The organism is Pandoraea sp. ISTKB (assembly GCF_001721285.1).
In the GTDB taxonomy this organism is placed as follows: Bacteria; Pseudomonadota; Gammaproteobacteria; order Burkholderiales; family Burkholderiaceae; genus Pandoraea; species Pandoraea capi.
This window is the reverse complement of sequence record NZ_MAOS01000031.1, coordinates 1-13,856: the sequence shown is the minus strand read 5'-3', so window position 1 is coordinate 13,856 and position 13,856 is coordinate 1. Positions and strand designations below refer to the sequence as shown.

Genomic DNA, 13,856 nt, shown 5'->3' with positions numbered 1-13,856 from the left:
CGTTCGTTCGACCTCGACGCGAATTCATCCGCCCGCCTGCGCCACCTGCGCCACCTGCGCCATCATGTCGATGGCCAGGGCTATTCGCGTCGCAATCTCCGGCAGCCGCGCTTCTTCCAGCGCGGCGTAGCCAAGCACGAGCGCAGGTGGCATCGCCTGCGCTCGCGTGAACTCCCTGAGCCCCTCCACGAAAACGCCCTGTTCGCGCAACGTCGCGACGAGCGCCGCCTCATCCATCGGCGTCGGCAGCCAGAGTACAAAGTGAAAACCCGCGTGCTCGCCGGTGACGCGACACGGGGTGACCATCCGCGCGCGTAACGTTTCGAGCAGCAGATTGCGACGTCGCAGATAAACGCTGCGCGACGCTCGCAGGTGTCGCGCGAAATCCCCGGCGTCGATATAGCTCGCCAGCGCCATCTGCTCGATGAGGCTGTTCGCTCGGCCCGATGCCGAGCGCAACCCCGCAATCCGCGCGAGCAACGCCGGCGGCGCCAACAGGTACCCGATGCGTAGCGATGGAAACAGCGTCTTGTTGAAGCTGCTGCAATGGATCACGCGGCCGTGCGTGTCGATGGCCTTGAGTGCGGGTAACGGCGCGCTGCCGTAACTGAACTCGCTGTCGTAATCGTCCTCGACGATCCACACGTTGCGTGCGGCAGCCCACTCCAGCAACTGCATGCGACGGTTGATCGACATCGTCGTGCCGAGCGGTGCCTGATGGGCCGGCGTGACGTAGGCGATGCCAGAGCGACCTTCACCCGCACGGTCCGCCGCTTCCACGACGAAGCCCTCGTCATCGACCGGCACACTCACGCAACGCGGCAACGGCGCGCGGATCAGCGACGACAGATTCTTGTAGCCGGGATCTTCGAGATAGAACGCGGTGGCGTCGTCGGCCAGCACTTCCGTCACGAGATCGATGGCGTGGCGGATACCCGTCGTCACAACGATCTCGGCGGCCTCGCAAGCAATGCCGCGTGTCATGCGCACATAGCGGGCGATGCTCTCGCGCAGCGGCAGGTAACCGCGCGGATCGGTGTCGGCGAGCAGTTCCGGCGTCACCGTGCGCAGCGCGCGATTCATGTGCTTGCGCCATACCGGTAGCGAGAACAGCGCGGCATCGGGCGAGCGCCCGGTCTTCGAAGCGAGCGACGCCGCATTTTCGGGTAACGGTTCAGGCGGGGCGACGGACGGGTTCATCCGATCCGTGGACGCCCCCGCGCCCGGCAGGTCCGCGACGACTTCCGTCCCCGCCCCCACACGACTCGCCACATAGCCTTCGAGCGTCAATTGCTCGAAAGCGAGTTCGACGATCCCCCGCGACACGCCCCAGCGCTCGGCCAGCGTGCGCGTGGACGGCAGACGGTCACCGCGCCGCAATGCGCCCGACACGATGCGCTCGCGCACACAGCGATACACCCACGCCTGACGCGTCTCCTTCTCATGACGGTCGGAGAGCGGCAGTTCGAGCGACTGGCTTACGTGACGTCGGCGCATAGGGCGATGGATTCGGGAGCGAGCGTGGTGGAGACAAAAGATGACGTAGGCATCTTGTCGGCAACCGGGCTCATTCATAGTGGCCCAATCAAACACCCGACAAATGGCGCTTCGAATTATACAAGTTAGGCCTTATCCTTGATGCCATGACATTCGTTCCGCAGGTTGCAACGCGAACGGACGTCCCCCCAAGCCAAAACAATCAGTGGAGAAATTCGATGGAGTTGACGGAGCTGGCTCGACGCGAAGCGGTCGGAGCAAAGTACAGCGTCGAGGCCATGAAGCGGGCGCAGGCCCTCACATGGGAAGCGACCGAAAAAATCGCCGCCATCATCAAGCCCGGCATGCGTGAGTCGGAAGCCATTGCGGCCGGCAAGGCGCTGCTCGGCACGCTCGGCATGGACCGCATCTGGCATCCGGTGTTGATCCGCTTCGGCGAAAACACGTTGCGCACCTTCAGCGAACGCAGCGATAACGATCCGGTGCTCGGCGACGACGACATCTATTTCATCGATATCGGCGTGGTGTTCGGGGCCCATGAAGGCGACTGCGGCTTCACCCGCACGACCGGCACCGATGCCGAGATGCAGCGCTGTGCCGACGATGCCAAGCGCCTGTTCGACATCGTGCACGCTCACTGGCGCGCCGAAGGCGTGACCGGGCAAGCGTTGTACGAGTTCGCGAAGACGCAGGCCGAAGCGATGGGCTGGGTCCTCAACCTCGACATCAAGGGCCATCGCGTGAGCGACTTCCCGCACGCCATCCACAAGGGCGGCAGGCTGGCCGATCTGGACGGCACGCCCAACAGCGGCCTCTGGATTCTCGAGATCCAGATCGCCCATCCGACGCGTGCCTTCGGCGCCTTCTACGAAGACCTGCTGATCTGATGCTCGTGTGATGCTTATCGGATGATGCCGGCGACGCGCCGCGAGAGCGGCGCGGCCGGGATTGAATGGGCCGCCTCGACGAAGACCAAGAAATACTCAACAAATACTCAACACGCAGTTCAATCTGGCTCAATCCGCCATTCGCTGCTCAAGATTTGAGCGCGATCCTCGCTGTCGTCACGCCATGCTCGCCATAACACTACGCACGTCACAACGTAGTGATAACGCAACATCATCGGGCGGTTTCCGAACTTTTCCTGCTGTTTCGCCTCGCGATCCTCACCGTTTCGACGGACAAATCCCCTCCGGCATCTGACCCCAAATCACGTCGAGCGCACGTCATTGAAGGCTTGCGCGCAGTTTTGCCAATTGTCCAGAGCCACCCGGTCGCGTGTCGTGGCCCGTCGCCCGGACTTTTGGCACATCTTTCCCCAATTACCCGTTATGCGTTAACGTTCGATGGTCGACGGATATTTCCCAATGTACGACACACCGGCAGCGGAGACGTCATCCCGGCGCTGTGCCACTCGCTCAGGCACGTGCACGAGGGTGAGCTGCCCGTCGTGCGTCCGTCGAATGTGGAGTTGAAGTCCTCCGCAGTTGAAGTCCCTTTCTATCTCGCTTACGACAAGAACCACAGAAAGACGATGAAAAACCCAACCTTCACCAAAGCTCTCCTGGCCACGGCGCTGGCCGGTGCGCTGTTCAACGTTCACGCGGCATCGCAGGCTCCGGTCGGCGCAGAGAACGGCATGGTCGTGACGGCCCAGCACCTCGCGTCGAAAGTCGGCGTCGATGTGCTCAAGGCCGGCGGGAATGCCGTCGACGCAGCCGTTGCCGTGGGCTACGCACTCGCCGTGGTGTACCCGGCAGCGGGCAACATCGGCGGCGGCGGCTTCATGACGATCCAGCTCGCCGACGGCCGCAAGACCTTCCTCGACTTCCGTGAAAAGGCCCCGCTCGCCGCGACGGCTAACATGTACCTCGACAAGGACGGCAACGTCATCAAGGGCGCCTCCACCACCGGCTATCTGGCCGTGGGCGTGCCGGGCACCGTTTCGGGCATGGAATACGCGCGCAGCAAGTACGGCACGAAGACGCGTCAGCAACTGCTCGCGCCGGCCATCACGCTGGCCGACAAGGGCTTCGTGCTGGATCAGGGCGACGTCGACATGCTGTGGACGTCCACCAAGGATTTCGAGAAGGACCGCGCCAACTCGGGCGCCATCTTCCTGAACAAGGGACAGCCGTTCCAGCCGGGCGAGCGCCTGGTGCAGAAGGACCTCGCGCGCACGCTCAAGCTGGTCAGCGCGAAGGGCCCCGACGGCTTCTACAAGGGTGAAGTCGCCGACAAGCTGGTGGCATCGATGAAGGCCGGTGGCGGCATCATCACGCAGGCCGATCTCGACCAGTACCAGACGCGTGAACTCGCGCCGGTCGAATGCGACTACCGCGGCTATCACGTGGTGTCGGCACCGCCCCCGAGCTCGGGCGGCGTGGTGATCTGCGAGATCATGAACATTCTCGAAGGCTACCCGATGAAGGAGCTGGGCTATCACTCGGCTCAGGGCGTGCACTACACCATCGAAGCGATGCGTCATGCTTACGTCGACCGCAACAGCTATCTGGGTGACCCGGACTTCGTGAAGAACCCGATCGCGCAGTTGCTCGACAAGAACTACGCCGCCAAGATTCGCGCCGCGATCCAGCCGCAGAAGGCCGGTATCTCGCAGGAGATCAAGCCGGGTGTGCCGCCGCATGAAGGCAGCAACACCACGCACTACTCCATCATCGACAAAGACGGCAACGCCGTGTCGGTCACCTACACGCTCAACGACTGGTTCGGCGCCAAGGTCATGGCCAACGGTACGGGCGTGCTGCTCAACGACGAAATGGACGACTTCACCGCCAAGGTGGGCGTGCCGAACCTGTACGGTCTGATCCAGGGTGAAGCGAACGCCATCGGGCCGGGCCGCCGCCCGCTGTCGTCGATGAGCCCGACCATCGTCACGAAGGATGGCAAGCCGGTCATGGTCGTGGGTACGCCGGGTGGTAGCCGCATCATTACGGCCACGCTGCTGACGATGCTCAACATGATCGACTACGGCATGAACCTGCAAGAAGCGGTCGATGCGCCGCGCTTCCACCAGCAGTGGATGCCGGAAGCGACCAACATCGAGCCGTTCGCCCTCAGCCCGGATACGCAGAAGATTCTGGAAAGCTGGGGCCAGAAGTTCGCAGGTCCGCAACCGGCGAACCACATTGCAGCGATTCTCGTGGGCGCCCCGTCGCTCGGCGGCAAGCCGATCGGCAAGAACCGTTTCTACGGCGCGAACGATCCGCGTCGTAACACGGGTCTCGCACTCGGGTACTGATGCACGATCCGGTCCGGACATCGTCCGGATCGTCGGCGATGTAAGTGATCGCCAATGAAACGGGGCCGCAATCGCGGCCCCGTTTTTTGTGTCCTCGAATCTTCGGTGCTTCGTCTCAGCGACGATGATCGACGCGACGTGCCAGTCGTTCGCCCGCGAACTGCACCAGTGTGACCAGCGCCACGAGAATGACGATCACGTTGAACATGACGCTGGTCTCGTAGCGCTCGTAGCCGTAGCGCACCGCAAGATCGCCGAGTCCGCCCGCACCCACCGCGCCCGCCATCGCCGACGCACCGACCATCGCAATCACCGTCACCGTCGCACCGCCCAGAATGGCGGGCAAGGCTTCCGGCAACAGCACGTGCCGAATGATGTGCCACCGACGGCAGCCCATCGCGCGGGCCGCTTCGATCAGGCCCGGGTCGATCTCGCGCAGACCGACCTGCGTCACGCGCGCGAAGAACGGGATGAGATGCACGGCGAGCGGCACCACGGCGGCCCACGTCCCCATCGTCGTGCCGACGATCCAGCGGGTGACCGGCAGCAACGCCACCAACAGAATGATGAACGGCACCGCGCGAAACAGGTTCACGACGACCGACAGTGCACGATTGAAGCGGGGGCGAGGCGCCAGCCCGCCGGGTGCCGTGACGACCAGCACGACGGCGAGCAGCATGCCGAGCGCGAAGACGATGGCGCAGGCGCTCGTGACCATCAACAAGGTTTCGCCGAGCGCGCGCAGATATTTGTCGAGCATGGAATGTCCAGAAAGATCAGACGGCGTGCGCCTGCCGAGTCGTCGGCGCGCGTTGCGAGAGACGACCCTGCCACGCATGTTGCAGCGGACGCAGCAACGCTCGCGTGGCCTCGGCGAGCGGATTGTCGAAGACTTCGTCGACCGGGCCGAGTTCGGCGATGCGTCCCTGATCGAGCACCAGTACGCGGTCGCAAGCCTGATGGATGACACCCATGTCATGCGTGATGAGCACGACCGTCAACCCGAATTCGCGCTGCACGTCGCCGAGCAGAGCAAGGATCGCGTCGGTCGTCTCCGGATCCAGCGCGGACGTGGCTTCGTCGCACAGCAGGATTTCAGGGCGATGCACGAGGGCGCGAGCAATGCCCACGCGCTGCTTCTGCCCGCCCGAGAGCATGGCGGGATAGGCGTCTGCCTTCCCCGAGAGACCGACGAGCGAGAGCAGTTCGTTCACGCGCGGCGCGATCTGCGATTTCGGTACGCCCGCTACCCGCAACGGCAACGCGACGTTCTCGAAGACGGTCTTCGCGGACAACAGATTGAAGTGCTGAAAGATCATGCCCACACGACGACGCAGGCCGACCAGCGCCTCGTCGTCGAGCGATGCGATGTCCACGCCATCCACCTTGATGTGCCCCGCGCTCGGCAACTCCAGTGCGTTGATCGTGCGCAGCAGCGTGGACTTGCCCGCACCGCTGCGCCCGATGATGCCGAAGCTCTCGCCGCGTTGCACCGCGAAGGAGATGTCTTGCAGCGCGGCGCTCGATGCCCCCGGATAGACCTTGCCGAGTCCGTCGAAGGTAATGTGCGCGACCTCGCGTGCGGCTGCCGTAGGCAGACGGGTGACGGGGGCTGCGCCGGCGTTTCGTGTCGTCATCGTCCGCTCCTCACAGGTGACGGGTGATAGGTCGTAGGTTCATGCGCTCAGGTCAGAACGCCGGCACCACCGAGCCCTGATACTTCGTCTCGATGAACTTGCGCACTTCTTCAGACTGATAGGCCTTGACCAGCGGCGCGACCCATGGAGCGTTCTTGTCCTTCTCGCGCACGGCGATGATGTTCACGTACGGATTGTTCTCGCGCTTCTCCACCGCGATGCCGTCGCGCGTGGCGATCAGGCCCGCCTGATACGCGAAGCTGTTGACGATGGCCGACGCGTCGACATCCGGCAACGAGCGTGCGAGCACGACCGACGCGCTTTCGATGAACTGGAGCTTGCGGGGATTCGCCGTCACGTCGGAGAGCGTGGCCGTGCCGGTGTACGGATCGAAGCCATCGCGCAGTTTGATCAGGCCATGATCGCGCAGGATCACGAGCGCGCGCGTCTGGTTGCTCGGGTCGTTCGGCAAGCCGATCTTCGCGCCTTCGGGCAGCGACTCGAGCGACTTGTATTTCTTCGAATAGAAAGCGATCGGCGAGATCAGCGTGTCGCCGACCGACACCAGCTTGTAGCCGCGCTGCTTGATCTGATCGCGCAGGAACGGAATGTGCTGGAACGAGTTGGCGTCGAGATCGCCGTTGTTGAGCGCTTCGTTCGGGCTGGCCGTGCCGCTCACGACGATGGGTTCGACGTTCAGGCCACGCGATTTCGCGACTTTCGTGACCACTTCCCAGATTTCCTCGTCGACGCCGCCACGCACACCGACCTTGAGCGGCTTGTCGGCCGCGTGGGCGGCCATCGTCCCCAGCGACCCCACCGTGCCGATGGCGAATGCGATCGAGAGACTGCCGAGCAGACGAAACAATTGGCGGCGTTGCATGAAAACTCCCCTTGATGTTGGTATCGGTAACGCCGGTTGAGGCGAACGCACAGTCTAGGAAGCGACGCCCGGGAGCGTCCAATAACCAATTGCGTAAAGCTAATGGGTCGCCGTGCGAAGAGCATTCGTACGCCGAAGGTTCTGCACATGTAACTTTTTGTAATACGCGATCGAGAAAGTCAGGAACTCCTCGCTGACGCGTCGTCCAACAGGTTTCCCCGTGAATTGCGTCCGTGCTTTGTGTGGCGATGTCTGCCGCGCAGCGCGGCTCTTTTGCCGACGCGAGTCACCCGCCCACCGCTTGTCTCTACGGAACCGCGCGAAGATGTCCGCCTTGTGGTACCCGCTGCTCAGCCCGTCCCTGCCCCGCCTTTACCGCATGTCGCCTCGCGCCATTGCCCTCGCCCGTCTGGTGATGTTCGGCGTCATTTTGCTGATTGCGGGGCTGCCGGTGAGCGACGCCCTCGCTGCCACTGCGCATCAGACCAGTACCGGCAAACGCCGCCACGACGTCGTCAAGAAGAAAAAGCCCGTGGCAAAGAAGGCCAAGGCAGCCCCGCAGCGCAAGGCGACGGCAAGCGCCTCGCGCAAGCGTGCGGCGAGTCATTCGGTGAAATCGCGGGCCGCGCGAGGCGCGAAGAAGGCTGTGCCGCCGCGTCATGCCAAAGCAGCGAGATCGACAGCTCAACGGGCGCCGACGGCGACCCAACGCAAGGCAGCGGCCAAGGCGGCGGTCGTTGCGGGCGCCGGGAGTGTGGCGGCTGGAGCGCCAGGGGCGGCCACGGCTACGACCAGCACGGCGCCCGCTTCTGCACAAGTGAGCACCGACGCCAAGCCGCGTCTGCTCGCGCGATGCGGCTTCACGCCAGCGTCGCGCAAGCGCCTGTTCTCGAAGGCCGTCTATATCGTCGACGAGAAGACCCACACGCCACTGTTCGCGCTCAACGCAGATCAGGTGCGCCCCATCGCGTCGCTCTCGAAACTCATGACGGCGGTCGTCTGGCTCGATAGCGGCCCGGCAATGCGTGCGCCGCTGAGCGTCACCCGCGCAGATCTCGACACGCTCAAGTTCACGCATTCGCGTCTGGCGGTGGGATCGACACTCTCGCGTGCCGACATGCTGCACATCTCGCTGATGGCCTCCGAGAATCGCGCGGCGGCAGCGCTGAGCCGCGACTATCCGGGCGGACGTCCCGCGTTTATCTCGGCGATGAATGCCAAGGCGCGCCTGCTCAACATGCCGAATACACGCTTCGAGAATTCCACAGGGCTGTCGCCGCGAAACGTGTCGACGGCGCGCGAACTGGCGCGACTGGTGCGCGCGTCGAACGGATATCCGCTCATTCGCCGCTACTCGATTGATAACCAGCAGCTCGTGCCTACGGGCAAAGGACAGTTGCAGTACGTCAATACGAATCGACTGGTGCGCTACGGGAAGGTCCACGCGAGCGTGCAGAAAACCGGCTTCATCAACGAGTCGGGACACAACATGGTGATGCGCGTGATGGTGCACAAGACGCGTCCCGTCATCGTGACCATGCTCGGTAGCGATACCCCCGAAGGCTCACGACTGGACGGTGTGCGTATCGCACACTGGCTGTCGTGTTCCTTGCGGTAGGTGCTGTGTAGGGATGAAGACGACCGGTTAGCGCTTGCGTGCGTGCCAGCGTCCCCAGATAGCAGTGACGAGCAGCAGCAATGCCCCGGTGCCGATCACGGCGTCGAAGCCTTGATTGAAGGCCGTGTTGGACAACGTCGTGAGCGCATCAGCCATTCCCGGCGAAAGATGCTCGGCGACGATCTGCGCTTCGTCGAGGCTATCGCGCACGGTGTCGGGCAACGAAGCGACTTGCGGCACATCCATCGCACGGCCGTAGACGAACGTCAGCAAGCTACCCATGAACGTAACGCCGAGCGCGCCACCGAGTTCGTATGACACTTCTTCCACCGACGCGGCCATGCCCGCGCGCTCCGGCGGCGCACTCTGCATGATGGTGTGCGACGCTGCGGTCATCGTCGCCCCGACGCCAAGGCCGAGGATCACCAGCGCGAGTCCCCACAGGACGAACCCGGAATCACGCAGGAAGAGGTAGCCCGCCATGCCGGCGGCAGACATCGTTAGCGAAATCGACAGCAAGCGCGTACTTCCCGTGCGCGGCAGCATACGTCCCGCAATCGGCCCCGCGACGAACGCCGCCAGCGACAACGGCATCCCCGCCAGTCCGGCGGCAAGCGGCGAGTAACCCAGGACCAGTTGCAGACGCTGACTGAACACCAGTTGCATGCCGATCAACGCGGCAGCAGCGATCAGTGCTGCGGCAACGGCGCCGGCGAACACCGGATTGCGGAACAGTCCGAAGTCGAGCAGTGGGTGCTCGCTGCGTTGCTGACGCTTGACGAACGCCCACAGGAAGACGGCGCCGACGAGCACCGCGACGCCGACCGTCGTCCAGTCGGGCGACATCTTGCCCGCGCTCTTGATCGCGTACGTCACGCCGATCAGACCGACCATGAAGAGCAACGAGCCGAGCCAATCCCATGGTTGCGTCGACGTCGCTCCACGATTCGGGATCAGCCACCAGGCCACCGGCAGCGCGATCAGCACGATGGGTACGTTGATCAGAAAGACCGAGCCCCACCAGAAGTGTTCGAGCAGCGCCCCGCCGACGATCGGGCCGAACGCCGCGCCGCCCGAGGCGACCGACGCCCAGATACCGATAGCGAGCGCTTGCTCATGGGGATCGGCAAAGGTCAGGCGAATCAGCGAAAGCGTAGCGGGCATCATCATCGCAGCCCCCACACCGAGGAAGCCGCGCGCGACGATCAACACATTGGCGCTCGGCGCGAAGGCCGCAGCAAGCGATGCAATGCCGAAAACGACGAGGCCGGCGAGAAACAGTTGCTTGTGGCCAAGGCGATCGCCGAGCGTGCCCATGCCGAGCAACAGACCCGATACGACGAGTGCGTAGGCATTGACGATCCACAGCTTGGCGGAGGCCGTCGCTGCGAGATCGTGGGTCAGACGCGGCAGTGCCGTATAGAGCACCGTCATGTCGATCACGATGAGCAGCAGCGCCACCGACACGATAGCCAGTACCCACCAACGACGGGTGTCGCGAGTGTGGGGAACCGGACGTGTTGAGGTATGCAGACTGGACATCGGAAAACTCCTTTGCTTCTTCGCGCCGGTCCGGTTGTCTGCGTGACTTCCGAGCTATCCGGCGCATTCATTTATTTCTAGGGAAAACCCGCATCATCCATCAATAAATCAATTGAGAAAAGTTAGATTCCATCTGGAAAGCAGATGGATGTAGGCAGCATTCTGCGTATGGCGTATGTGAGACGGGGATGAACGAGGTTACGCGGAGATGCACGCTTCATAGGGTCAGATTCGAACGACTGTTCTAGCGCGCGCGTCAAGACTGGCGATACACCACGTGGACGCATACAATCTGCGCCACATTCCCATTGGGCGAAAAATCCCCCCCGATTCGTACATGGCATCTCATCCGACCCGAATTCCCGACGCCGTCTCGCTTCCCGAGCTGACGGTGCGCGGCATGATCCTCGGTGCGCTGATCACCGTAGTGTTCACCGCATCCAACGTATATCTCGGCCTCAAGGTCGGTCTGACGTTTTCGTCCTCGATTCCCGCAGCCGTCATTTCGATGGCCGTATTGCGGGCGCTGCGGGGCGGCAACATCCTCGAGAACAATATGGTGCAGACGCAGGCGTCCGCAGCCGGCACGCTCTCGTCGATCATCTTCGTCTTGCCCGGTTTGCTGATGATCGGGCATTGGCAAGGCTTTCCGTTCGGCCTGACGCTGGCGATCTGTGCGTCGGGTGGCATTCTCGGCGTGCTGTTCACCATTCCGCTGCGACGCGCGATGGTCGTCGACAGCGACCTGCCTTATCCCGAAGGTGTCGCGGCGGCGGAAATTCTGCGCGTCGGCAGTGAGGGGGATGAAGGCACGCCTACGGCCGGCAAGAAGGCCGCGACGGGTAACGAATCCAGTGGCGTGCGGGAGATTGCGTTCGGCGGCGTGGTGTCGGCGCTTTTCGCGTTTGCCACGGCCGGACTGAAGGTGCTCGGCGAAAGCATCACTGCGTGGATTCCTGCGGGTGCCGCTGTCTTTCGTCTCACGACGGGTTTCTCGCTCGCGTTGATCGGTGCCGGCTATCTCATCGGTATCGTGTCCGGGCTGGCGATCCTGCTCGGCGTTGTGTTGACGTGGGGTATCGCGGTGCCGGTGCTCACTTCCATCACGCCGAATCCCGATGGCTTGGCGATTGCCGCGTTCGCCAACGGGCTGTGGCAGCACAAGGTGCGCTTCATCGGCGCCGGCGTGATCGGCGTGGCCGCTGTCTGGACGTTGATTACGTTGGCAAAGCCGATGGTCGATGGCGTGAAGACGTCGTTTGCCGCGTTGGGTAAGTCGCGTGGTGCGCGCGGGGCAGGTGCGCTGGCGCGAACGGAGCAGGATCTGTCGCCGTATTGGGTGATCGGGCTGACGTTGCTGTGTGTGGCCGTCTGGGTCGTGACGTTCGGAGTGTTCCTGGCGGATGCGCCGCTGTCGTTCGGTGCGATCGCGACGTTGGTCATTTGCAGCGTGGTGTTTGCGGTCGTCTTCGGTTTTCTGGTGGCTGCCGCGTGCGGCTACATGGCCGGGTTGGTGGGATCGTCTGCCAGTCCGATTTCGGGCATCGGGATTGTGGCTGTGGTACTCGTCTCGCTGCTGATTCTGAGCGTCAGCCAGGCGAGTGGGTTGCTCGACACGGGCGCGGGAAGCAAGCTGGCGATTGCGTTGGCACTCTTCACGACGGCTGCCGTCATCGCTATCGCGACCATCTCGAACGATAACCTTCAGGATCTGAAGACGGGTTGGCTTGTGGGCGCGACGCCGTGGCGTCAGCAGGTCGCGTTGCTCGTCGGCTGCGTGGTGGGTGCGGCGGTGATTCCGCCGGTGCTCAACCTGCTCTACAACGCTTACGGATTTACGGATGCGTTGCCGCGTCCGGGAATGGATCCGTCGCAAGCATTGTCGGCGCCGCAGGCGATTCTGATGACGGCGATTGCCAAGGGTATCTTCACGCACCAGCTCGACTGGTCGATGCTGGGCATCGGTGCGGTGCTCGGTCTCACGTTGATTGCCATCGATGCGATGTTGGCCAAGCGCGGTGGTGTTGCACGTGTACCGGTCATTGCCGTGGGTATCGGCATCTACTTGCCGCCGACGATCGGTTCGGTGCTGGTGATTGGTGCGTTGCTGGGATGGATTGCACAGCGTGTATTGAAGGCACGTGCGAAGGCGAAGGGTGAGGACTACGGCCCATACGCGGAAGCGGCAGAGCGACGTGGCGTGTTACTGGCATCCGGCCTGATCGTTGGCGAAAGTCTCGTTGGCGTTGCGATGGCGATGGTCGTCGGCTTCACTGGCTCGGACGCCCCTCTCGCGCTTGTCGGCAGCAGCTTCGCCCCGACTTCCGAATGGCTCGCACTGATCGTATTCGTCGGCATCTGCGTAGTCATCGTGCGCAGAGTCTTGGCCACAGCGCGCTAAAGAATTACCGCACCGACGCCCAACGTCGTCGGCTAGCTGCCTAGCTGTTTCAGTTGTTTTTACGAGTCGATACCCGGCAGATTGAGGGCATCGACTCGTATCTCCCCGCCTCTCAGTCACAGGACGATGGCAGCGGTATCCGCAAGTTGGTAGCCCTCTCAACGACGGCGCTGCCCCACAGTCCGTCATCGTCCCAATCCACCGAAAATCACCGTTACCCTGCGGGTCATTATCGACTTGCGGGCTGGCGTCAGTTCAAAGCGCCGAAGCCCCCGCGATCTTTTCAAGCCGCAGTGCTCTTGGGTGCTATCTCTCCGATCGACAGTGGCCGAGGCCACCGGGCGGCCATCCTGACTCCAGGGCAGCATCAGTTCGCAATGCCTTAACCACCGCGATCTCGTCATTGCGATAGTGCTCATGAGTGCATCGCGCTTATCGAAAGTAGCGGCTGACCGTTGAGGCCGATCAGATACAAAGCATCGCAAAAAGTACGGCACTAGCCGCAGGCCACGCTGCGATTAGGTTGGGAGCATTGGAGGGCATTACGTGACGTACACCGAGATAACGGAGCGCGTCGTCTTCTTCCGGACGCCTCGTGGAAATCAGACTAGCCGACACGGGCGCAGCAACGGGATCCGGCAGCCAAAGCCTCGGCTGCCAAATATCGGTGCAAAGCGTGGATGTAACGCGTAGATATAAAGCGTCGGCACAGCTGCGGTATGAATACCAAGACGTCGGTCCCGCGCCGCGGCAGCAAAGCAACAGGAGGGGAATTGAAGAAATCGGCCCGCAGTGGACGCAGTGCATTGGGTAAATGCATCGCCACCGAGGCGCCCGACGGACCTCAGAAGCGGCGATCAACACGAGTTAAACGTGGCGCGCCACTGCGGATGCAAAGCGTGAGGGCAAAGCGAGCGCACAGAGCGAGAGCCCAAAGCAAAAACCCCTTGTAGCTAGTGCTACAAGGGGTTTTTAAGGGGAGCCTGACGATTACCTACTTTCACACGGGTATCCGC

8 protein-coding genes and 1 pseudogene are annotated in these 13,856 nt (G+C 62.9%); 4 read left to right on the top strand and 5 right to left on the bottom strand.

Annotated features, from left to right (window positions below; translation table 11 throughout):
• Positions 1-24: 24 nt before the first annotated feature.
• On the bottom strand, positions 25-1,497 hold the full coding sequence (locus A9762_RS11240; protein WP_069342135.1) for a PLP-dependent aminotransferase family protein: 1,473 nt from the start codon (positions 1,495-1,497) through the stop codon (positions 25-27).
• A gap of 218 nt (positions 1,498-1,715) precedes the next feature.
• Between A9762_RS11240 and A9762_RS11235 the strand changes: the two genes are divergently transcribed.
• Both A9762_RS11235 and ggt read left to right on the top strand, forming a co-directional pair.
• Positions 1,716-2,384 (top strand): M24 family metallopeptidase, encoded by a 669-nt coding sequence (locus A9762_RS11235; RefSeq protein WP_069342134.1) that lies wholly within the window; start codon positions 1,716-1,718, stop codon positions 2,382-2,384.
• 752 nt (positions 2,385-3,136) lie between these two features.
• Positions 3,137-4,759 carry a gamma-glutamyltransferase gene (gene ggt, locus A9762_RS11230; protein ID WP_240493522.1) on the top strand — a complete coding sequence of 541 codons (1,623 nt, stop codon included), beginning with the start codon at positions 3,137-3,139 and terminating at the stop codon, positions 4,757-4,759.
• Positions 4,760-4,874: 115 nt separating this feature from the next.
• On the opposite strand, the gene A9762_RS11225 is transcribed toward ggt, so the two are convergent.
• The 3 genes and pseudogenes from A9762_RS11225 to A9762_RS11215 all read right to left on the bottom strand — a co-directional run bounded on the left by A9762_RS11225 (position 4,875) and on the right by A9762_RS11215 (position 7,279).
• Positions 4,875-5,519 carry a methionine ABC transporter permease gene (locus A9762_RS11225; RefSeq protein ID WP_069342133.1) on the bottom strand — a complete coding sequence of 215 codons (645 nt, stop codon included), beginning with the start codon at positions 5,517-5,519 and terminating at the stop codon, positions 4,875-4,877.
• A 37-nt stretch (positions 5,520-5,556) separates the two neighbouring features.
• Positions 5,557-6,396: pseudogene (locus A9762_RS11220) on the bottom strand (methionine ABC transporter ATP-binding protein); the annotation flags it as partial.
• 52 nt (positions 6,397-6,448) lie between these two features.
• Positions 6,449-7,279, bottom strand: coding sequence for a MetQ/NlpA family ABC transporter substrate-binding protein (locus A9762_RS11215; RefSeq protein WP_069342131.1), 831 nt, complete (start codon positions 7,277-7,279; stop codon positions 6,449-6,451).
• A gap of 325 nt (positions 7,280-7,604) precedes the next feature.
• On the opposite strand from A9762_RS11215, the gene A9762_RS11210 reads away from it, so the two are divergent.
• Positions 7,605-8,897, top strand: a complete 1,293-nt coding sequence (locus tag A9762_RS11210) for a serine hydrolase (protein WP_240493514.1) — start codon at positions 7,605-7,607, stop codon at positions 8,895-8,897.
• 27 nt (positions 8,898-8,924) lie between these two features.
• Here the strand turns inward: A9762_RS11210 and A9762_RS11205 are convergent, their stop codons facing one another.
• A complete protein-coding gene (locus tag A9762_RS11205; protein WP_069342130.1) occupies positions 8,925-10,439 on the bottom strand; it encodes an MFS transporter in 1,515 nt (504 codons plus the stop codon).
• 337 nt (positions 10,440-10,776) lie between these two features.
• On the opposite strand from A9762_RS11205, the gene A9762_RS11200 reads away from it, so the two are divergent.
• Positions 10,777-12,840, top strand: a complete 2,064-nt coding sequence (locus A9762_RS11200) for an OPT family oligopeptide transporter (protein WP_069342129.1) — start codon at positions 10,777-10,779, stop codon at positions 12,838-12,840.
• The last annotated feature ends 1,016 nt before the right edge of the window (positions 12,841-13,856 follow it).